At 40.5% G+C, this 24183-nt stretch carries 4 protein-coding genes; all 4 read right to left on the bottom strand.

Annotated features, from left to right (window positions below):
- Nucleotides 1–14: 14 nt before the first annotated feature.
- From P9B04_RS24035 to P9B04_RS24020, 4 genes are read right to left on the bottom strand one after another with little or no spacing between them, the layout of a single operon-like run.
- Nucleotides 15–4607, bottom strand: coding sequence for a type I polyketide synthase (locus tag P9B04_RS24035; protein WP_342057478.1), 4593 nt, complete (start codon nucleotides 4605–4607; stop codon nucleotides 15–17).
- A complete protein-coding gene (locus tag P9B04_RS24030) occupies nucleotides 4600–12210 on the bottom strand; it encodes an SDR family NAD(P)-dependent oxidoreductase (protein WP_342057477.1) in 7611 nt (2536 codons plus the stop codon). The genes P9B04_RS24035 and P9B04_RS24030 overlap by 8 nt, the downstream gene beginning before the upstream one ends.
- On the bottom strand, nucleotides 12210–20045 hold the full coding sequence (locus tag P9B04_RS24025; protein ID WP_342057476.1) for an SDR family NAD(P)-dependent oxidoreductase: 7836 nt from the start codon (nucleotides 20043–20045) through the stop codon (nucleotides 12210–12212). The genes P9B04_RS24030 and P9B04_RS24025 overlap by 1 nt, the downstream gene beginning before the upstream one ends.
- Nucleotides 20042–23827 (bottom strand): AMP-binding protein, encoded by a 3786-nt coding sequence (locus tag P9B04_RS24020; RefSeq protein ID WP_342057475.1) that lies wholly within the window; start codon nucleotides 23825–23827, stop codon nucleotides 20042–20044. Before P9B04_RS24020 ends, P9B04_RS24025 begins: the two co-directional genes overlap by 4 nt.
- Nucleotides 23828–24183 lie beyond the last annotated feature (356 nt).

Raw genomic sequence — 24183 nt, 5'->3', positions numbered from 1 at the left:
AAAAGAAAAGAATTCTAAATTCCTAACTCTTCATCGGACATATTCTCTACTTGTGCCAATAAATCAGCGATTTCCTGTTGCTCGTCCTCACTGGGTTGATTTTCCTCGATCAGTTTAGCAATACCGGCAACAGTGGGAGACTCAAAAAGAAACTTCCTCATGGGTAACTCAACTTGAAACTCCTCTCTTAGTCGAGAAACCGCTTGAATAGCTAGTAGAGAGTGTCCCCCCAACTCAAAAAAGTTATCGTGAATGCCGACTTTTTCCATGCCTAATAACTCCTGTAATGCCTCTGCAACCTGTTTTTCTATGGGGTTACGGGGGGCTTCGTAAGGAGTGTTTAACGCTGGTCTATGGTAACTAGAAAGGGCTTCTGTGTCTTCAACTGTTGGGGATACCATCTCCTTGTTCATACGGGTTGATAAGTCACCAGGGGAGACGATAATCTGAGGATGGGAAGCAGAGGCCAATACTCGTTCTGAAACATCCCAAACTTCTCGGGGTGTCATAGCTAAGTCCAATAACGCTAACCCCGTTTTTTCTGAGGATGTATCCTCGTCTAACTGACAAGCATCCCAGTTGAGACTATACCAAGGAATAGAACCTGCTTGGTTGCGTTGGGTGGCTAAGGCATCTATAAATATATTAGCAGCAGCGTAGGCAGCAAACCCTAAACCACCAACAACCGAGGATAAGGAAGATTGTAACAGGTAAAAATCTAAGGGTTGTCCTTGTAATACTTCTTCTAGTATCAGTAACCCTTTTACCTTAGTTTTCCACTGGCGATCGCATTCTTCTGGAGTAAGACTGGGAAGGGGACAACTGGAGCGATCGCCCATAGTTCCTGCATGGATAACACCATCTATTTTACCAAATTTTTCGATTGCTTGGGCAATAATTGTTGCTATTTCTTGTTTATCGCTTAAATCGGTGTTAAAAAAGAGGAATTCTGTGCCACCTGTTCCTAATGCTTGTAGTTGACGTACACAGCGACTTACTTCTTCTTGGGGACTATGGGTAACTAACCACGTATCCCATTCTTCTCGGGGAGGTAAGTGTTTGGGTCCGATAAGTACCAGTTTAGCGTTGACGGTTTGTCTTAACCATTGAGCATACACTAGTCCTAACCCTTCTACAAAATCTCCGGCAATGAGATAAACTCCTTGTTCTTTCAAGGGTATAGTCTCTTTTTCTACTTCTGTAAGGGGTAAGGTTTCAAAGGTTTGCACCCAACGATGGGGACCGCGATAAGCAACTATTGTATCATCGGTGGGGGTTAATAGTTCGTTTACTAGGGGATTTATGGATATGTTATGAGCAGTTATATCGATGGTTTGGCAATCAATAAGGGGAAACTCTTGGGAAATGACTTTACACACCCCTAAAATAGTTGTTTTAGCAGGATTTAAGGTCTCTGTCCCAATTACATCTTGTAAACCTTCAGCGATCGCAGTTATTTTTATTTTTTCTTGCTGTTGTCCTATGGTTTGGCAAAGATACAGCAAGCTATAAAAACCTAAATCTTGACATTCTTCAAAGGTTTCTACTGCTTTTATGGGCCACAAATTAAGTATTCTTTGAGGTTTTTGAGACAAACTATCCCATAATTGCTGGTAATCTTCAACATTCTTAGGATTAATAATGTATTTATTTTCATCAATTTTGATAAATTCTTCACCTATAATCACTGTAGTTATATTCTGTTGATATTTTTGAAGATTACTAATCAAAGTAGTATAAAATTCATTTTCATTCGTTAGAATCAACCAATTTTGAGGCTCTGTTTTACTATTTTTTGGTAATGCTATCCGTTTCCAAGCAGGAACATAAAACCAGTTAGCCATCTCAGGATCTTTGGTGAGAGAGGTTTCCTCAACTTGGGGAACCGTTTCTGATGGAGACAGATCCACCCAATAACGCTGACGTTCAAAGGGATAAGTAGGTAGGGGGATGCGAGAGGTACTTTTATGGAGATTGAAGGTTTCCCAATCGATTTCTACTCCATTTTGCCAAAGTTTACCCACTGTATTCAAGATAAATGAGTCATCCGAGATAGTTTCTTGGGGATGCCGTAAAGATGTGAAAACAGGAATATTTGCGCCATTTTGTTTAGTTAAACTGCTTAAAGTTCGTCCTGGTCCTATTTCCAAGAAAATGCGATCGCCTGTTTCTAAGAGTTTTTTGACACCATCGTGAAACCGGACGGGTTGAGTAATATGTTGTGTCCAATAGTCAGGATCAGTAGCTTCCCCTGGAGTTATCCAAGTGCCTGTTAAGTTAGAAATAAAAGGTAATTTGGGAGAATTTAAAGAAATTTGTTGAATTATATCCTTAAATTTGCCAGTAATGGGCTGCATGGAAGGAGAATGGAAAGCGTGGGAAGTATGGAGACGACGACAAGGAATATTCTTATCAGTTAAAAGGTTTTCTAAGGTTGCGATCGCTTCTATTTTCCCTGAAACGACACATAAGTTTGGTGCATTGATAGCTGAAACAACTAAATCTTCTGCTAAGAAACCTGTTAACTTTTCCTCTGATAAAAAAACAGAAAGCATTGCTCCGGAGGGACATTCCTGCATCAGTTGCGATCGCATTTTCACCAGATAGAGAGCATCTTGCAAAGAAAATACACCTGCTATGGTTGCAGCCACATATTCCCCAAGACTATGGCCTAGCATAGCATTGGGTTGGACTCCCCAGGAGATCCAAAGTTGAGTTAAAGCATATTCAATGACGAATAGAGCAGGTTGAGCATATATTGTAGATTGTAGTGAGAAGGCAGAAGGTTTTGTTTCAAAAATAATCTCTCGTAAGTCATATTCTAAATATCCTTGAAGCAAGTCACAGCAACGATCTACTTCTTGTTTAAAAACTGTTTCAGTTTCATATAGTTTCTTCCCCATTCCTAGATATTGGCTGCCTTGTCCTGAAAATAGAAAAGTTACCCGATCATTGGTAGAACTTTGGGAAGAATCAGTTAAATAAGAAGATTCTAGCTGTTTTATTGCATCTTCGTGATCCTGACAAACAATGAAACCACGATAATCAAAATCTCTTCTTCCTACTTGCAAAGTATAAGCTACATCACCTAAGTCAATATCTGGATACTGTTTTAAATAATCTGCTAAATTTTTAGTTATTGTTTCTAAAGCAGTTGATGTTTTAGCTGACAACAATAATAAATGACTCCTGCCTTCTACCTTCTGACTCCTGCCTCCTGCCTCCTGCCTCCTGCCTTCTGCCTCTTCTAAAACAACATGAGCATTAGTTCCACCCATACCAAAGGAACTAACACCAGCACGACGGGGAGTCCCATTTCGTTGCCATTCTTGGAGTTGACTATTAACATAAAAAGGGCTGTTATCCCAGTCAATTTGGGTGTTGGGTTGCCTAAAATTGAGACTGGGGGGCATTTTTTGATTTTTTAGGGCTAAAACGGTTTTAATCAGCCCTGCAATACCTGCGGCTGCATCTAAATGACCGATATTAGTTTTCACAGATGCAATGGCACAGGACTTTCCTTGTTGGTTACTGGAGCGAAATACCTTATTTAAAGCAGACATTTCGATGGGATCACCCAAAGGAGTGCCTGTACCGTGAGTTTCGATGTAATTGATTGTTTTTGGTTCAATTCTTGCTTTTTTCAGGGCTTTTTCGATAACTTCTGCTTGTCCTGTCACGCTGGGGGCGGTTAGTCCCACTTTTTGGGAACCGTCGTTATTGATGGCAGAACCTTTAATTACTGCATGAATATGATCGCCGGCTTCTAGGGCAACGGATAACCTCTTTAAAACCACAATACCCACCCCATTACCAAAGACAGTGCCTTGGCCTTGGGCATCAAAAGCACGACAGAAGCCGTCTGGGGAAGCAATACCATCTTCTTGGTAAAGATAGCCTGATTTTCCCAATGTTCCAATGGTAACGCCCCCTGCCAACGCCATGTCGCATTCTTGGTTGCGCAAACTTTGACAAGCCAAATGAACGGAAACTAGGGAAGTAGAGCAGCCGGTTTGTACTCCACAACTGGGCCCTTTTAGGTTCAGTTTATAGGATACTCTTGTCGGCATTAACCCCATAACATTGCTGATCACCACTTGGGTTTTATCTAGGGACTGTCTTAGGTGAGTGTTACCATACAAGTTCACCAGATAGCTATTGAGTGCTGCACCCCCAAACACTCCGATAGCACCCCCATAACGTTCGGGGTCATAACCTCCATTTTCTAGGGCTTCCCAGGCACATTCCAGGAAGACACGGTGTTGGGGGTCAATGACTTCTGCTTCTCTGGGAGAATAGCCAAAAAAGGCGGCATCGAAGGTATCTATCCCGTCAAAACTGGAATAGGCGTTGACATAGTTAGGATCGTTAACGGTTTCAGGATCAACTCCGTTAGCTAATAGTTCATCCTGAGAGAGAAATTCGATAGAATTAATCCCATTAGAGAGATTTTCCCAAAATTCATCCAAGTTTTTAGCCCCTGGAAACCGTCCGGCCATACCGACGATGGCAATGGGTTCGTTTTGGGCGAGTTCCACTGCTTCGAGTTCGTTGCGGGCTTCTTTGAGGGCTGCTAGGATACGTTGTGAGGTTGATGTGTCAGTCATTTTTTCTGTTTTTTAATAAATTTTCTAGTTCGTTTAATTCTTGAGCAATGGCACTGTCTTCCTCTAAGCTTTCAGAGGCGGTTATATCTTCCTCTATGGCTTGAGAAACGGGGGTTTCCTGTTCCTCGCGAAGCACTGATTTTGCCGTCCCTTCTAACTCAGATTGAAAAATTTCCTCAACTAAATACTCAGCTAAGGCTTTAATGGTTGGATATTCAAAAATGACCGTTGAAGGAAGGGTTACACCTAAACCTGTTTCTAAACGGTTTTTCATTTCTACTGCCATTAAGGAGTCCATTCCTAGGTCGAAAAAGCCTTGTTGGGGGTTGGGTTTGGTTTTCAGTCCAAGAATGGGAGCGACTTCTATTTGTAGATGGTTGATGAGGAAGGAAAGACGATTTTGTGGCAAAATGTCTGCTAACTGTTGTCGTAACTCTGCTGTTTCTTTTGGTTTAGTTTCTCTAGTTTGGGCGAAGTCTTCAAAGTAGGGGGAAGTTGCCCCAGAAGCAAGAAACTGTGACCATTGGATGGGAACAACCCCCACTTGAGTAGATTCTTGTGTAAATAGTTGTTCTAGAATGTCTAACCCTTGTTGGGGAGCGATCGCTCCAACGCCTCTACTCTTCATCTGTGTGTCTACCTGTCGTTTAGCAGCTGCTCCAATATCGGACCACACGCCCCAGTTAATGCTCAATGCCGGGAGTCCCTGCGATCGCCGATAATGGGCTAAGGTATCGAGGAAGGTATTAGCTGCGACGTGGTTTGCTTGTCCTGGAGAACCCAATAAGGAAGCGGCAGATGAGAAGAGAATAAAGAAGTCTAGGGGTTTATCTTGGGTTAAGGTATGAAGGTTCCAACCTCCTTGAACTTTGGGAGCCAGAACTTTATTAAACCGTTCCCAGTTCATTTGCAGAAGTACCCCGTCGTCTAATACACCGGCTGCGTGGATAATACCTTTTAGGGGAGCAGGGGAGGTGGTTTCAATGTTTTGTAGAACGGTTGTTAGTTGTTCTTTGTTGGATACATCTCCTTGAGCAACGGTAATATTAGCTCCTAGAGTTTCTACAGTTTGTATTTGTTGTTTTTGTTGCGAGTTTGGTTCATTTCGTGCCATCAAGACTAAATTTTTCGCTCCTTTTTCTACCATCCAACGGGCAACTAATAGTCCTAAACCCCCTAACCCTCCGGTGATGAGATAGGTTGCATCTTGATCAAATTTTAACGAAGATTGATTGTTATCCCTATTCCCTTCCCTATCAGAATAAGAAACAACTATTTTGCCGATATGCTTTCCTTTTTGCATATAACGGAACGCTTCAATGGTTTGCTGGATGGGGAAAACGTTACGAGGTAAGGGTTTTAAATAACCTTCCTCAAACTGTTGTTTTAACTCCACAAGCATTGACTGAATAAGTTGGGGTTGCTGTTGCGCAATAGTAAGCAAGTCGATGGGAAAGTAAGATGCATTGGGTTTAACTTTCTCAACTTGTTGGGTTGTCCAGATGTCTCGTTTCCCTATTTCTATAAAACGCCCTGCATCACTTAATACGGAGAAGCTTTTTTCAATGAAATCTCCTGAGAGGGAGTTAAATACGATATCAACCCCTTTTCCTTGGGTAATAGTCAAAATTTGTTCTGCAAAGTCTAATGTTCGAGAGTTCATCACATTTTTAACCCCCAAAGACTCGAGAAAACTCCATTTATTGGGACTAGCGGTGGCAAACACTTCTGCTCCCCTTTGTTGAGCTATTTGTAGGGCTGCCATACCTGTTCCCCCGGCGGCTGAATGGATGAGGATGCGATCGCCTTTTTTTATTTTTGCAATACGATGTAAGGCGTAGTAAGCGGTTAAAAAGTTGGCAGGAATGGTAGCTGCTTCTTCAGTAGTTAAGTTTTTGGGGCAATGGGTAACTAACTGGGCAGTTATGGTGACATACTGACTAAAACTACCAGGTGCTAAGGCTAGAACGCGATCGCCTTTTTTTAGTTCTTTGACTCCTTCTCCAACAGTAACCACTTCTCCCACACATTCAACTCCAAACCATCCTCTCTCAAAAGGTAATAATCCTAACCCGTCTAAAACGTCGATAAAGTTGAGTCCGGTGGCTTCTATTTTTATTTCTACTTCACCTTTTTCGGGGGAGCGGCGTGACGTGGAAACAAGTTTTAGGTTACTTAATGTCCCTTTTTGAGATACGTCGAGTTTAAATGGTTGATTTTCAGGTATTTTTAGATTATCTTGCTTGATTTTGGGATGACGCACCAATCTTGACACCCGAGGTTTATTATCCCGTAGAGCAACTTGAGGTTCTTTATCTGTTGATTCAATAACTCTTAATAGGGCTTCAATTTGTTTTTCTGGGTTAATTTGGGTATCTATATCGATACATCTAGAGTTTAATTGTGGATGCTCTAAATTGATAACTTTTGCTAGTCCCCATAATGATGCTTCTCTTAACCCTGGTAAGGTTTTCTCTGTTTCTGTGCATACTGCACCCCTGGTTATGATAGAGAGGGATGCTGGTGTGGATGAGTTAGCAAGGGTTTGAACAAGATTCAAAACCTGACTACAAGCCATTTTAGATGCTGTTTCTAAGTCTTGGGTAGTTAAGTTAGAGGGTTCGGAACTGTCTACATTACCTAAATAAATAATATGTTGAAACTGCTCTAAATTATCTATTTCTTGGCTATATGTAGCTAATTCTCTTTTTTCTTGTAAATGGTTAACTAATTTGTCTGTAAAACTATCTTTTTCTCCGAATACTAACCAATTTTTGGGAGCAGAGGCTTTTTTCTGTCCCAAGATAATTCCTTGTTGTGAAACTGTTTCAGCTTGTTTCTGTCCGGGTTTTAGGATTGCTGTATGCTCAAATTCTGTTTTAATTAACAATTCTTGCCATTTTTGGGCAGATATTAAAGGATAATCAACCCTTGTCTCGTCTTTAAACTTCCACCATCCCTCTGTTAACCCAAAAATCAAATCTAACCACAACAGGGGACTTGTACTTTCAAGCAACAGTAAGATCCCTTTGGGACTTAATAACTGATGAACATGGTTAATGGTTTGTTCTAGGTTTTCTGTGGCGTGTAAAACGTTGGCTGCAATAATGATATCGTAATAATCGGACGAAAATCCTTGTTTTTGTGGATTTTGTTCAATATCTAAGGTTTGGTAGCTAATAAAGGGATAGTCAGCAAATTTTTGTTTTGCCTTTTCGGTAAAAAGAGGGGAAATATCACTAAAACAATATTCTGTTTGCGTTGCATCCAGATGGGGTAATAAATAAGCTGTTGTTCCCCCGGTTCCTGCGCCAATCTCTAATATACGGACTTTTCTGCCTTGAGGTAATGCTTCTAAGGTAACTTTGAGGACTTCTTCTACCAGGGTATTCATCATTTTAGCCCCTGGAGAATCTTGATACAATTGGGTAGCAGTGGTTAAGTCTCCTTGGGGAAAGAGTAGCTGCATGGGATCGCAGTTTCCTTGTAACACTTGTGCTAGTTGAGAAGCGCAGCGATGGAGTAAACTTAATTCTGTTTCTGCGAAGGGATATTCAGTTAATAAACGTTGCTTTTGGTTTTCAATGGTTTCAGGTTGAAGCGTTTTCATTACCTGCCATTGCTCATCTATTTTGTTTAAAATTCCTACTTCTGTAAGTTTTTTTAGGAGATAATTAGTTAATCTATGATATTTCTTGGCAATAGTTAACGATTGTTTCGATAAGCGTTGATTCTCTGTAAACTGCCATCCCATTTCCTGAAATGCTTTAACAATGTATATAAGGCTTAAATCGTCTAATTTAGGCAATAATTCTTGATATTGGATGATTTCAGGACGATTTATTAATTCTGTGAAACGAGGAATCAGGCGATCGCTTATTTTTTGGGGAGTTGGGAAATGTTCACAAGATGGAGTTAGGGTTAGTTTTTCTCTCCATTCAATCTCGTAAAACCAGTCGCTGTAAGCACTCTGTGAACTAGCAAATAAGGTTTCGGGACTAACTGGACTAAGTTGTATCCCTTTTACTGTAGCAATAATGTTTTCTTGATGGTCTATAATTTCTATGTCTGCAATTAAAGTATGTTGCAAAGAAGACTTACGAGATCGTAGTTTAACATGACTCCAAATATGAGTATCAAAAGTGTTTTGATGAAGGGTAAAATAATCTAATCCAATGGGAAGATAAGTTATGTTTTGATCTTCTTCTAATAAAGTAATTCCGATCGCCTGAAAACAAGCGTCTAGTAATACTGGATGGATACTGTAAGGGTTGGTTTTATATGTTATGTTTTCTGGTAAAGAAATCTCTGCTAATGCTTCTTCTTGTGCATTTTTCCACAACTTATTAATTGCTTGAAAATTAGTATCAAGATTAACTCCTCTTTCAGATAATTGTTGATAATAGTTTGTAGTGTCAACAGGGCGATCACATTCTTTTTTTATCTCGTTTAAGTCAATTTTATTAGGGCTATCTGTATCTAATATAATTTTTCCTTTTGCATGAAGTATCCAGTCAGATTCTTCTTGACTAAATATTTCAAAATCGTACTTACTATTATTTTCTTTTGGCGTTAAAAAGGTTTGCGTTTTTATTTCCCTTTCATCTGCTAATATTAAGGGTTTTTGAATAGTAACATTTTCTAAAACAATAGATTGACTATTCATTATTTTAATTCCTGCGCTCAAAGCCATTTCTAAAAAGCCAGCACCTGGAAGAATTACTTTTTTAAAAACACGATGATCTTGCAAAAATTTGGGATCGTTCTGACTAATTTCGCTTTCAAATAAAATAGTGTCAGATTTAGCTAAAATTAATCGATCTCCTAGTAGAGGATGTTCCTTGACTTGGTTTATTTTCTTTTTTGTTGCTGATGTTGTGAACCAATATTTTTCCCTTTGAAAAGGATAAGTTGGTAAATTATCCAGATAAGTTCTGGAATAATCTTTATCAAATTCTTCCCAGTTAATTCCCTGTCCTCTTGCATATAATTCTCCCAATGTCAATAGGATTGTTTGCCAATTTTCTTGTTTTGGATGTAAACTTGCTAACCAAGAAATACCCTCCGCTTTATTTCTATTTTCAATAACTGTTTGTCCTATGTTTAATAAGGTTGGTTTTGCTCCTATTTCTAGAAATATTTTAATATTTTGCTCTGCTAAACATTCCATCCCTTGCTTAAATTTTACTGTTTCTCTAATCTGACGACACCAATATTCAGCAGTCGCTATTTCACTCTTGATTATTTTTCCTGTTACTGTGGAAACTATTTTTATTTTGGGTGATAAATATTTTATTTGTTTGGCTACGGTTTCAAATTCTTTTAACATGGGTTCCATCATGGGAGAATGGAAGGCATGAGATACTTGTAAGGTTTGGGTTTTAATTCCCTCTGATTCCATTTTTATAACAATTTTTTGTATTGCTTCTTTCTCCCCAGAAATTACAACATTTTTTTGATGATTAATAGCTGCGATCACAACTTGATTATTATCGTTTCCTATGGCTTTTTCTATAGTTTCTACTGTGGCAAATACTGCTACCATTGAGCCATTTTCGGGAAGTTTTTGCATCAATTTCCCTCTGGCGGCAATTAATTTTAAACCGTCTTCTAAACTAAATACTCCTGCTATGGTTGCTGCTACATATTCCCCGATACTATGACCTATCATTATGTTGGGTTGAATACCCCAAGATAACCAGAGTTTTGCCAGGGCGTATTCGATAATAAATAATGCTGGTTGGGTGTTAATTGTTGAGTCTAGATTATATTTATTTTCTCTGCTTATTTCTTCGCTAAATATAATATTTCTAATATCCCATCCTAGTTCAGATTGAATAATATTACAGCAGTAATCTACTGTTACTTTAAAGGTTGGTTGGGTTTCATATAGTTGTTGTCCCATTCCTATATATTGGGAACCTTGTCCTGTGAATAAAAAGGCAATGGTATCTGGTGAGATTATCTGACTAAAATTGTTGTTATCTTGGTTGAGTTTTTCTAATGCTTCTGTTGTGGAACTTGCTATAATACTGTAACGATAATCAAAAGGTGAGCGGCCTTTATTTGCGCTGTAACAAATGTCAGCAAAGGAAATATTTTTATGATTATTTAAATAGGTTTTGTATTGTTCTATTTGTGCTTGTAAAGCTGTTTCTGTTTTCCCTGATAGGGTTAATAGATGAAGAGGGCGATCTTTTTCGGGTATGTTAATAACTCTGGGTAAAGCTTCCCCTAAAATAACGTGAGCATTTGTGCCACTAAAACCGAAAGAACTTAACCCTGCTAACCTGGGGTTTTCTCCGTTTTTCCAGGGAGTTCTTTGAGTAGGGATATTGATAGGTAACTGATCCCAGTTCATGTAAGGACTAGGACTTTCAAAATGCAGGTGTGGTGGTATTTCTTGATGTTGTAAAGATAGCACAAGCTTAATTACCCCTGCGATGCCGGCAGCGGCTTCTAAATGACCAATATTGGTTTTCACCGAACCCACTATTAAGGGTTGCTGTGTAGAGTGGGTTTGACTAAAAATAGCCCCTAACGCCCCTATTTCAATGGGATCACCGAGGGATGTTCCGGTTCCGTGAGCTTCAATATAACTTATCTCAGAGGGGTCAACCTTGGCGTTTTCTAATGCTTGACGGATCACTGTTTGTTGGGAGGGACCGTTAGGAACCGTTAAACCGCTACTACGTCCATCTTGGTTGACTGCGGAACCCCGAATGAGGGCTAAAATGTTGTCTCCATCGGATAAAGCTTGTTCTAGGCGTTTTAAGACAACTACTCCACAACCTTCGGATCTCACAAAACCATCTGCATTGCGATCGAAGGTCTTACAGCGACCATCTGGGGCTAACATTTGTGCTTGTGAGAAATTAATGCTAAACTCTGGGGAAATCAAGCGATTAACCCCTCCTACAATAGCTGTTTGGCATTCTCGGTTCCGTAAGCTTTGACAGGCCACATGAACTGCTACTAAGGAAGACGAACAGGCCGTATCTACAGCTAAACTGGGACCGGTTAACCCCAACAGAAAAGAAAGTCTTCCCGCAGCCACACTATGGGAGTTTCCAGTCGCTAAATAAGCATCGATATCGTCCACGTCACGGGTTAATAACTGTTGCGAATAGTCATTACTACTTATGCCGATAAATACCCCTGTTTGAGTCCCTGCCAAGTTTTTAGGGACAATACCGGCATTCTCTAACGCTTCCCAACTAACTTCTAATAGTAAACGTTGTTGGGGATCGATACTGATCGCTTCACGGGGAGAAATGCCAAAAAACTGCGGGTCAAACTCTTGTAACTGTCCAATAAACCCCCCATAACGGGTGCAGATTTTTCCCTGGGTTTTGGGGTCAGGATCGTAGTATTCATCTATATTCCAGCGGTCCGAAGGAACAGAGGTAATGGCATCTTTTCCCTGTTGTAACAACTGCCAAAACTGAGTCGGGTTATTGGCCCCCGGAAACCGACAACCCATGCCAATAATAGCTAAGGGTTCGCTTTTGGCCTGTTCTAATGCTTTCAGTTTCACCCGCATTTGACGCAGTTCTTTTAACGCATCTTGCATTAAAGATGCGTAATCTCTATTTTCTGCCATTATTCGTCACCTCCTTGTATTTCTAAGAGTTCTTGAGCTAATAAGTCAGCGAGATCGTCTTGAGATAAATTCTCTGTGTTATCGTCTTCTATTGGTTCGGGGGTTTCTTCTGTTAGTTTCAAAACTTCTCTAGCTATGTAAGTCACTAAAGCGTCTCCTGTAGGATAGTCAAAGGCAAGGGTTGAAGGGAAAGTACAACCAAAGGTGTTTTGTAAACGGTTTTTGAACTCCATTGCAGTTAACGAGTCCATTCCTAGATCAAAAAAGCCTATTTCCATATTGATGTCTGATGGGTTGAAACCGAGAACTTGCGCTAGTTCAGAACGAATATGATCCCCCAAATAATCCTCTTTTTCCTCTCTGGGTATCTCTTGCAACTGTTGCAGAAAATTGTTTTCACTGTGGGTTAAGGTGGCTTTTTTCTGTTTGAAGTTACTAAAAAAGGGAATATTTTGATCTACTGGTAAAAACTCAGACCATTTAATGGGTACAACCCCTATTTGTGTCGACGAGTCTTTCATTAACTGCTCTAAAATAGCAATTCCTTCATCGGGTGCGATCGCCCCAACTCCTTGACGTTTGACTTGACGTTTAGCGGCTGCGCCAATATCGGACCAGACACCCCAGTTAATGCTCAATGCCGGGAGTCCCTGCGATCGCCGATAATGGGCTAAGGTATCGAGGAAGGTATTAGCGGTGACGTGGTTAGCTTGTCCTGGAGAACCCAACAACGAAGCACCAGACGAGAAGAGAATAAAGAAGTCTAGAGGTTTATCCAGGGTTAGGGTGTGAAGGTTCCAGGCACCTTGAACTTTGGGAGACATTACCTTATTAAAACGTTCCCAGGTGAGTTGTTTCAGCACTCCGTCGTCTAATACCCCGGCTGCGTGGATGATACCTTTTAGGGGAGCAGGGAATGTTGTTTCGATGCTTTGTACAACGGTTTCTACTTGCTCTTTGTGGGATACATCTCCTTGAGCGACGGTAATGTTGCCTCCTAGAGCTTCTAATGCTTGTATTTGCTGTTCCTGTTGCGAGTTTGGTTTATTTCGTGCCATCAATACTAAATTTTTGGCTCCTTTTTCTAGCATCCAGTGAGCAACTAATAGTCCTAAACCCCCTAAACCTCCGGTAATGAGATAGGTTGCATCTTGATCAAATTTTAATGAAGATTGATTCTTTTCCCTATCGGAATAAGAAATAATAACTTTCCCTGTATGTTTCCCTTGCCGCATATAACGGAAGGCGGAAATAGCTTCTTCTCGGGGAAAAACTCGATAAGAAAGGGGTTTTAACTCACCTATCTCCAACTGTTCCCTCAAATGGGATAGCATCGACTGAACTAACTCCGGTTCTTCTCGACACACTTGGAACATATCCACTTGAAAATAAGCTGCATCGGGTTTTAGTTGGGAATGAATGTCTAACCCTTCTCCCTCCTGACTCTTGCCTCCTGACTCCTGACTCCTGCCTCCTGACTCCTGACTCCTGCCTCCTGACTCCTGCCTCCTGACTCCTGACTCCTGCCTCCTGACTCCTGACTCCTGCCTCCTGACTCCTGCCTCCTGCCTCCTGACTCCTGACTCCTGCCTCCTGACTCCTGACTCCTGACTCCTGACTCCTGACTCCTGCCTCCTAACTCCTGACTCCTGCCTCCTGCCTTCTAACTTCAAACTCTTCCCAATTTCAATAAAACGCCCGTTATCTTTCAAAATAGCGAAACTTTTGGCAATAAATCCCCCTGAAAGAGAATTAAGCACAATATCGACCCCTTCTCCTGCTGTGATCTCTGAAATTTCTTCTGCAAAGTCTAAGCTACGGGAGTTCATAATATGGGGTACCCCTAACTGTTTCAGGGTATCCCATTTACCCTCACTGGCCGTCGCAAATACTTCGGCCCCGACTTTTTGGGCTATTTGAATGGCTGCTTGTCCCACACCTCCTGCACCGGCGTGAATCAATATGCGATCGCCTTTTTTAATCTTGGCCAGATGATGTAAGGTGTAGTATGCGGTGAGGAAGGTAACGGGAACAGTGGTTGCTTGTTCTGTGGTTAAAGTCTTTGGTTTACCACTCACCATCGCCGCATCAACGCTGACATACTCCCTGAAACTACCAGAAGCGATGGCCATAACTTCTTCACCGATGTTCAAATGCTGAACGTTTATCCCTTTGTTGATCACTTCTCCCACACATTCACACCCCACGGGACCGGGTTCCCCTGGATATAAGTCTAAGGCGTTAAGTACGTCCCTAAAGTTCAAACCTGTTGTTTTAAGGCGTATCTCTACTTCTCCTGGGTTGGGGGAACGACGGGTGAAGGGTTGCCATTGCAAGTTGTCTAGGGTTCCCCGTTGAGAAATGGTTAACGCGAGGGGTTCTGTTGTTGCTAGAGAAAGTTGTTGAGGAACTAACCTGGCCACATGACGGGTATTTTGACGAAATGCAATTTGATTTTCTCGAGAATTTGACCTAATTTCTTCTAATAAAACTTTAACCTGTTGTTTTACTGATTCATTAACCTCTAAATCAACGCAGACACAGTTAAACTCAGGATGTTCTAAGGCGATGGCTTTTCCCAGTCCCCACAAGGATGATTGAGTGATCCCTAAAACACGATCGCTATTATCTGTTGTCATGACTCCTTGTGTCACTAACCAGAAACGGGGAGGGTGACTGTAAGAATGCTGGATAAGATGCAAAATACTACGGCAGTGATTTTCTGAGGCATTTTCTAAGTTTTCTCGGGTTAAATGCTCTCCTGATGGATCATCTATGCCCCAAAGGTAGATAATCTGATCAAATTGCTCTTTTTCTAGTAATCTCGATATATCTTGTTTGTTTTTGGGATTAATATGATGGTCTTTCTCTCCTATTTGTTGATACTTACTATCTGCGTAAGCAACAATACAGTTTTCTCCTTTTTCTTCCAATGTTTGCACTAAATGGCTGGTTATACCCTGGCGATCTCCTAAAATCAACCAATTTTTTGCCTCAGTCTCTATATTTTCTCCGTTTCTGGCAACGATAACCCCTTGTTGGGAAAGTAAACTATTAGCATCGGAGTCAGGAGACAAAACAGCAGACTCAACAAAACCATTTTTTTCTAAAAGTTGTTGCCACTGATAAGGTGATATTAAGGGATAGTTGGGTCTTAAGTCAGTGTCTGTGAACCTCCACCAACCTTCTGTTAAGCCAAAAATAAGGTCAAGCCAACGCAGAGGACGAGTACCTTCTAATAAGACTAGCATTCCTTGAGGGGTTAGTAACTGTCTGATATGGGTAAGGGTTTGTTGCAAGTCTTTGGTAGCGTGTACTACGTTGGCAGCAAGAATAATGTCGTAGTTTTGTAGGGGAAAGCTCTGAGTTTTTGGGTCTTTTTCGATATCTAAGACACGATACTCTACAAATGGATAATCAGAGAATTGTTGACGGGCTTTTTCGGTGAATAATGGGGAAATATCTGTAAAAACATATTCGCTTGACAATTGATCGAGTTCAGGAAGTATATAAGCTGTAGTTCCTCCTGTTCCTGCACCAATTTCTAGGATTTTTAAGGGACTTTTAGGTAATTTATTGTCTAATGAAGTTAATATTACCTGTTTTACCAGGTTATTCATCATTTCTGCCCCTGTAGATTCCTGATACAGTTGTGTTGTCAGGGTTAAGTCTCCATCAGGGAATAATAGCTGCACGGGATCGCAGTCTCCCTGTAATACTGCTGCCAGTTGGGAACCGCAACGTTGCAATGAAGCGAGTTCGGCAGAATTATTGTTTGATATTTTTGTTTCATTTTCCCTGTTTTTGTTTCCCTCAAACTCCTCAATAACTGCCCATTCTTCCCCTATTTTTCTCAAAATATTTTCTTCTGCGAGTATATTTAGTAAGCGATCGCATAACCTGTTATAAGTTGGTAAAATTCCTAATCTTTTCTGCAACTGAGTGGTAGTAAAATGGGTATCTTTTGTAAATTCAATTCCCAATTTTTTAAATGCTTCTAATACATAGTCAAAGCTAATGTTTTCTAAATGGGATAAAAGTTCTTGATACTGGACTACATCTTTTTGTCGCTTCAATTGTTGTAACTGTTCAGATAATCGACTTTCTACATTTTTCGGGGTTATTAGAATCTTAGATGTGAGGGGTTGTTTTTCCCATTCAACTCCATAGAAACAGTTATCTAAAGGATCACTTTCTTGTTTACCTAGGAGTGTTTCTGGACTTGCTTTTCTTAATTTTAGTCCTTTGATATCTGCGATCGCTTGTCCATTTTCCCTAAATAGTTTTAAGTCAATTACATTTTTATCTGTATCTATTTCTACATAGGTATAGACTTTTGAATCATTAATTTCTTGAATTTTAGGATAAGCTACAAAACTATCCAAAGCAACAGGTAAATAAGTATCTAATGAGTTCTCGTTCTCTTCTATCAAAACAACACCAGCAACTTGTAAACAGTTATCTAGTAATATGGGATGGATATTATAAGCAGAACTGTTAATTATTTCAGGGGGTAATTCTATGTAAGCTAGTGCTTTTTTATCTAATTTATATATGTTTTTAATTCCTTGGAAGCGTTTACCGTAACTAATACCTCTTTCTTGACATTTCTGGTAATAATTCTCTATCTGTACCCCTTGAGCAAATTGTTCTTTTTCTTCTTCCAAATCAATATTTGATCTTGTTGTGGAACTGTGTTTCAATTTCCCACTTGTATGTAATACCCAATCATTATCTTGATCTTGTTGATTGTTTAAACTGTAAATTTCAAAGCGATAGTTATTATTTATTTCGGGAATAATATGAACCTGAATTGTTTTGATAGTATCGGATGGTAAAACTAAACCTTGCTGAATAACTACATTGTCTAAATAACATTCCAGTGAATTGTTGATTTTTATTCCTGCTGTTAAAGCTATTTCTAAAAATCCGGCTAATGGTAATATAGCAGTATCAAATACTCTGTGATCTCTAAGAAAACTGGGTGTATTTTCACTAATCTCATTTTCAAAATAGATATTTTTTGAACCAGCCAAGTTTATTTTTTGTCCTAATAAACTATGCTGTTTGCCTCTGGCAATAATACTTTTATTTGCTGCTTGCTTTTCTAACCAAAAACGTTGTTTTTGAAAAGGATAAGTTGGTAAATTATCGAGATAATTTCTGGAATAATCTTTATCAAATTCTTCCCAGTTAATTCCCTGCCCTCCTGCATATAATTTACCTAATGTCAATAACATTGTTTGCCAATTTTCTTGCTTCGGGTGTAAACTTGCTAACCAAGAAATATTCTCTGCTTTGTTTCTATTTTCAATAACTGTTTGTCCTATGTTTAATAAGGTTGGTTTTGCTCCTATTTCTAGAAATATTTTAATATTTTGCTCTGCTAAACATTCCATCCCTTGCTTAAATTTTACTGTTTCTCTAATCTGACGACACCAATATTCAGCAGTCGCTATTTCACTCTTGATTATTTTTCCTGTTACTGTGGATACTATTTTTATTTTTGGTGATAAATATTTTATTTGTTTGGCTACGGTTTCAAACTCTTTTAACATGGGTTCCATCATGGGAGAATGGAAGGCATGAGATACTGGTAATTGTTGGGTTTTAATTCCCTCTGATTCCATTTTTGTAACAATTTTTTCTATTGCTTCTTTCTCCCCAGAAATTACAATATTTTTTTGATGATTAATAGCTGCGATCGCAACTTGATTATTGTCGTTTTCTATGGCTTTTTCTACGCTTTCTACTGTGGCAAATACTACTACCATTGAGCCATTTTCGGGGAGTTTTTGCATTAATTTCCCTCTGGCTACAATTAATTTTAAACCGTCTTCTAAACTAAATACTCCTGCTAAGGTTGCTGCTACATATTCCCCTATACTATGACCTATCATTATGTTGGGTTGAATACCCCAAGATAACCAGAGTTTGGCTAAGGCGTATTCGATAATAAATAATGCTGGTTGAGTGTTGATTGTTGAGTCTAGATTATATTTATTTTCTCTGCTTATTTCTTCGTTAAATATAATATTTCTAATATCCCATCCTAGTTCAGATTGAATAATATCACAGCAGTAATCTACTGTTGCTTTAAAGGTTGGTTGTGTTTCATATAGTTGTTGTCCCATTCCTACATATTGGGAACCTTGTCCTGTAAATAAAAAGGCAATGGTATCTGGTGAGATTATCTGACTAAAATTGTTGTTATCTTGGTTGAGTTTTTCTAATGCTTCTGTTGTGGAACTTGCTATAATACTGTAACGATAATCAAAAGGTGAGCGGCCTTTATTTGCGCTGTAACAAATGTCAGCAAAGGAAATATTTTTATGATTATTTAAATAGGTTTTGTATTGTTCTATTTGTGCTTGTAAAGCTGTTTCTGTTTTCCCTGATAGGGTTAATATATTTAGGGGACGCTCAACTTTTGGTAGTTCATTTTTAGCATCAATTTTTGGACTTTCTCCTACAATAATATGGGCATTAGTTCCACTCATTCCAAAGGAACTTACCCCGGCTAAACGACGACCGTTTCTTGCTTCCCAAGCAGTCAGAGTAGTAGGAACTTTTACGGGTAATTTTTGCCAAGGAATATAAGGATTTGGAGTTTCAAAATTTAGATGAGGGGGAATTTCTTGATGTTGTAGAGATAGAATAACTTTGATTAAACCGGCTACCCCGGCTGCAGATTCCAAATGACCAAAATTTGTTTTTACCGAACCGATATGAATTAGGTTATTTTCTCCCCTTTCTCTCCCTAATACCTTACTCAAGGCTAATACTTCGATAGGATCACCCAAAGAAGTTCCTGTACCGTGGGTTTCTACATATTGAATCTCACTGGGGTCAACTTTGGCGTTTTCTAATGCTTGACGGATAACCGTTTCCTGTGCGGAACCGTTGGGGGCTGTGATACCATTACTTTGACCGTCGTGATTGACTGCTGAACCTAAAACCGTGCCTAAAATTTTATCACCATCGGCGATGGCATCAGATAACCGCTTCAACACCACAATACCGCAACCTTCTCCTCTTCCGTAACCGTCAGCCTTTTCATCGAAGGTTTTGCAACGTCCGTCGGGAGAGAGGGCTTTTAGCTTGGAAAACCCGATGGTAACTTCGGGGGAAAGCATCAAGTTAACCCCTCCAGCTAAGGCTAAATTAGATTCTCCTGTGCGCAAGCTTTGACAGGCTAAATGAACCGCTAACAGGGAGGAAGAGCAAGTGGTATCTAACTGGATAACCGGTCCTTGTAGCCCCAAAACATAGGCGATGCGCCCTACTGCAATACTGCGAGTATTGCCTAGACTACTGTAAGCATCGATCAAAGTAGGATCGCCGGAGTTAAGGGTAAACCGGGAATAGTCATCGAAACAAATCCCCATGAATACCCCGGTTTTGCTCCCTTCTAGATGGTCTAAGGGTTGTCCTGCTCTTTCTAATGCGGTATAACTTACTTCTAGGAGTAGTCGCTGTTGAGGGTCAAGACTAAGGGCTTCACGGGGAGAAATGCCGAAAAATTGGGGATCGAATTGGTCAACTTCCTCGATAAACCCACCGTAACGGGTGTACATCTTCCCAGGAACTTCGGGATCTGGATCGTAGTAGGTTTCTACGTCCCAGCGATCGCTAGGAATATGGGTTATCCCATCCACGCCGTTACGCAATAGTTCCCAGTACGCTGAGGGACTGTTGGCGTTTCCTGGGAAACGACAGTCCATGCCAATAATTGCTATTGGTTCGTTTTTTTGGCGTTCTAGGGTTTCTAGTTGTAAACGGGCTTGTTTGAGGGCAAGAAGCACTCTCTGGGAGTCGGAAAGCGGCTGATTCATTCTTGATAACGTCCCTTCAATAGACTCTCTAATTCTGCCATTTCTTGGCTAATGGCGGTTTGAAGTTCGTCTTCTGAGTAGTTACTAATGTCTGAAATCATTTCGGGTGTGTCGTTTGATTGTCCGTTGCTGTAGTGATTGCTGGATTCTAGATCAACTGTTTCATCGACGGATTGAATGGTTGCCAAATACTGAGCTAAAGATTTGATATTAGGGAAATTCCAAGCGATACTAGCTTCTAATTCTTGGCTATAACCGAGCCATTCTTGTACATCTTGAGCTAATTCTACAGCCATCACCGAGTCAATTCCGTAGTCAGCAAATGCTTGTTTTGGGTCGATATTTTGGGGGGATAGGTTTAATTTTTTCCCTAACCACTCTCTTAACCAGTCTTCAATATTTCTCCTGGTTTCCCAGTTATGATCTAATTGCTGTTCTCTGGCGAAGTCTAAGATACTATTCTCCCTGTTTTCTCCGTTATCTATCTGTTCCTTGCTTCCTTGTCGCAAAAGCTCATCTAATTCTCTGTCTTCCCCTGGGAGGGTTTGCTCCAGGTTACCAATGGCATTTTCATAATCAGCGATTAATTCCGTTGTTTTATGAGCAGTGCTAATCACCAGTTCGTCGGGGGTTTGGCTGAAACTTTGGGCTATTTTTTGCTGAAAATGCTCTTTAGTCCAGGCGATCGCTCTTTCTAATGGTTCTGATGTGACTGACATGGCTTTTGCTTTCAACACTGCCAATAAAACTCCCCACATGGCCACTTCTCCACACAACATGGCTGTCCAATGCTTGGTTTTCGTACCCTCGGTAAAGGGTGATTTTCTATAATACTGAGCCTGTTCTACAGTATGTTGCAATTGTTCGTAGATTTCTGGCGCACTTAGGGCATCACACAAGAATTCTTTGAGGGTTTCTGGTTGATAAATAACCCTCGATCCCAGAAATGACGTTAAGGTTTCCGTTGGTCCTTCAAAAATCCTCAAAATTCTGGCATCTCTGAGGATTTGCGGGGCAATATTGGTTTCTATGTACCCTCGACCTCCCAAAAACTGTACTAAGTTGTCCGCCGCTTGCCAGTAAAATTCGGGGGCGGCCATCTTACACACAGCATAGGCTTCAAGGGGAATTTCTTGCCCTTGATCTAGCCATTGGGCGATGCTGTTTACTAGGGTTTCTATGGTGGTAATGGATGCGGTTAATCCGTTCAAACGAGCCAAAACTAGAGGATTCTCTAATAAACGGCCTGTGGAAATTTGACGACGGGAACTATAACGGTGCCATAATTGGGCGCAACGTTTCATCCCTCCCACACTAGCTGCGGCGATGGCTAACCGGCCGTACATCATGGCATCTTGGGCTACTTTCATCCCTTCCCCGGCATTTCCCAGTTGCTGGGAGGCATCCACAGGAACATTATTAAAGTAAACGGTGTTTTGCACCATGCCTCGCATTCCCATTGTTAATGCTTCGGGTCCTTGTTTGAGTCCAGGGGTTCCTCTTCTGACCACAAAACTGCTTATTCCTTGAAAATTCCCTTGTGCATCTTTCTGTTGTACGAAAACGTTGATTATCCCTGCCCAGGCGGCGGAACCACTCCATATTTTGGTTCCGTTTAGCAACCATTTGTCTTGAGATTGGAAAACGGCAGAGGAGGTGAGTGCTTGAGGGTTAGAACCGGCACTGGGTTCGGTGAGGGCAAAGGCTGCTAGTTCTCTTCCTGTGGCTAAGTTGGGTAATAGTTCTTCTTTTAGGGATTGGTTACCAAATTTTAGCAGGGGACGAATCCCTAAAATATTGTTTAAGCCGACGAACAAGGATAATGTGGTGTCAATGGCTCCTAGTTGTTCCAATATCTTCAGGGTTTCTTGATTATTCAAACCCAAGCCTCCGTATTCGGGGGGAACTTGCATCCCTAACAACCCTCTATTGCCAAAATCTAGGACTATATGGGGCGGTATGCAGCGACGTTCGTCTATTAAACGGGAGTTGATGTTTTCTTGGGCATAGTCTCGTAACCATTGAATTAGTTCACTAGAAGCGGAAGAAGATGATTCAACGAGTTCTAAATGCTCGATTACGGGGAGATTGTTGGCTAAATATTCTTGTTTACAAGCATGACGCTGAATTTTACCGCTCGATGTTTTGGGGATACTACCTTGTTTAACTAAAACGATCTCGTCTGCCTGTATGCCGTGTTTTTGGGAAATGGCAAAGCGTATTTTACTAAAAATTTCTTCTATGTTGATTTTGTCTATAAATTTCCGTCTTATCTCTGCAATAATCAGCAGTTTTTCCCCTTCTTCATCGGTTATACTCGTCGCTACACAACCACTTTGACGCAAAGATTGATGAACGTTTTCTACAGTAAGTTCGATATCTTGGGGATAATAATTCCGACCACGAATGATAATCAGATCTTTTAGTCTTCCTGTGATTAATAATTCCCCTTGGTGTAGGAAACCGAGATCCCCGGTTCGCAAAAATGGGCCTTCTTTTGTATCGGCTAAATAAGCACAAAATGCAGCCTCTGTCGCTTCTTCTTGTCCCCAATAACCCTGGGCAACACTAGCACCAGAAATCCAAATTTCTCCCACAGTTTCTGGGGAACAGGGGGTAAAAGTTTCAGGATTAACAATGATAACTTTTTCGTCTACAACGGACTGACCACAACTAACTATTTTTTGGGTTTGGTCGGTTTTTTCGTTGCCTATTATGCCTCGATTTTGCTCTAGTTTTTTGCTATCAATCTGACAAATGTTAGGCTCTTTAAAATCTGATTTCGTGGTCTTCCCTGTTACAAATAATGTGGACTCAGCCAAACCATAACAGGGATAAAAAGCTTCTCGGCGAAAACCACACTCAGCAAAGGCTTCGGCAAATTGTTCTAGGGTTTGAGCAGAAATGGCCTCCGCCCCAGTAAATGCAACTTGCCAACTACTTAGGTCTAATTTAGCTTTTTGTTGTGGGGTAATGGTTTCTAGGCAGCGTTTATAGGCAAAATTGGGACCGCCACTTGTTGTGGCTCCATAGCGGGAAATGGCCTGTAACCAACGAATAGGCTTTCTGATAAAACTGTTAGGGGACATCAACGTTACGGGGAATCCTCCATACAGAGGCTGTATGATACCCCCAATTAATCCCATGTCGTGATAAGGGGGTAGCCAGATAACTCCTCGACTGTCCCTATTGTGGTTGAATCCTTGATAAATATTAGCGGAGTTTTTGAGGAGGTTTCTGTGACTTACCATCACTCCTTTGGGATTCCCTGTTGAACCCGAGGTATATTGAAGAAAGGCGATGGTATCGCTGTTAATTTTGGGTTCTTCCCACTGCTGAGCTAAGTTTTCGTCTAAAGTATCGGTGGTTGCATAGGTAAATTCTGCTTTGTCCTTGAAGTGTTGTTGGATATCTGACAAGAAGTCTTTAGTTGTCAGTATGATTTTTCCCTGAGCGTCTGTGGCGATGGCTTCTAATCGAGATAAGGGTTGTTTGCCTTGAGGGGGATACACAGGAACCGCAACAACCCCTGCGTACAAGCAACCGAAAAAAGCGGCTATGAAGTCGATTCCAGGGGAATAGAGTAGTAAGGCTCGCTCTCCCTCCATTTTATTTGCTTGTAACTGGGCTGCGATCGCTTTTGCTCTATCGGCCAAGGTCTGATAGTTGAGGACAATTTCCTCTGTCTCTCCGTTGGCTAGAAAGGTATAGTTTGGTTGTTGCGGTTGGTTGCTTGCTCTCTGTTGTAACAGGCTAACAACGGTCGATTCGGCTAGGAACATTAGCTGTGATAATGATTTTTGGGGAAATGTGCAAAAATTGCACAGGCTACTGACTGGGACTGTTTCCAATCCCCCTTTATTAATCTTAACTTAATTAATCTTAACTTCAAGGTTTTTCTGTTTAATGTGAAGTCGTAACTATTATGGTCTGTAGGTTACGGTGAGTGTTAATTTTTAATAAGAGCTTAACATCATAACGAAAAGTTAGCACAAAAATATTTTACTTTTGAGGATTCGAGAAGAAGAAAATCAGCACTAATAAAGTTTGCTAAATTTGAAAAATATCAATAATAAATAGTGTTTTAAATCTCATAAATCTGGAAATCAATGTATTCTTTTTAAGCATTTTTCGCTGG

The sequence above is a fragment of the Crocosphaera sp. Alani8 genome (assembly GCF_038442745.1).
Taxonomy (GTDB): Bacteria; Cyanobacteriota; Cyanobacteriia; order Cyanobacteriales; family Microcystaceae; genus Crocosphaera.
Note: the sequence above shows the minus strand (reverse complement) of the source record. Positions and strands in the feature narration are given on the sequence as shown.

Coding starts and splice junctions, on each gene's coding strand:
- P9B04_RS24035 (WP_342057478.1), bottom strand. CDS start 4,607: ATGACTGACACATCAACCTCACAACGTATCCTAGCAGCCCTCAAAGAA.
- P9B04_RS24030 (WP_342057477.1), bottom strand. CDS start 12,210: ATGGCAGAAAATAGAGATTACGCATCTTTAATGCAAGATGCGTTAAAA.
- P9B04_RS24025 (WP_342057476.1), bottom strand. CDS start 20,045: ATGAATCAGCCGCTTTCCGACTCCCAGAGAGTGCTTCTTGCCCTCAAA.
- P9B04_RS24020 (WP_342057475.1), bottom strand. CDS start 23,827: ATGTTCCTAGCCGAATCGACCGTTGTTAGCCTGTTACAACAGAGAGCA.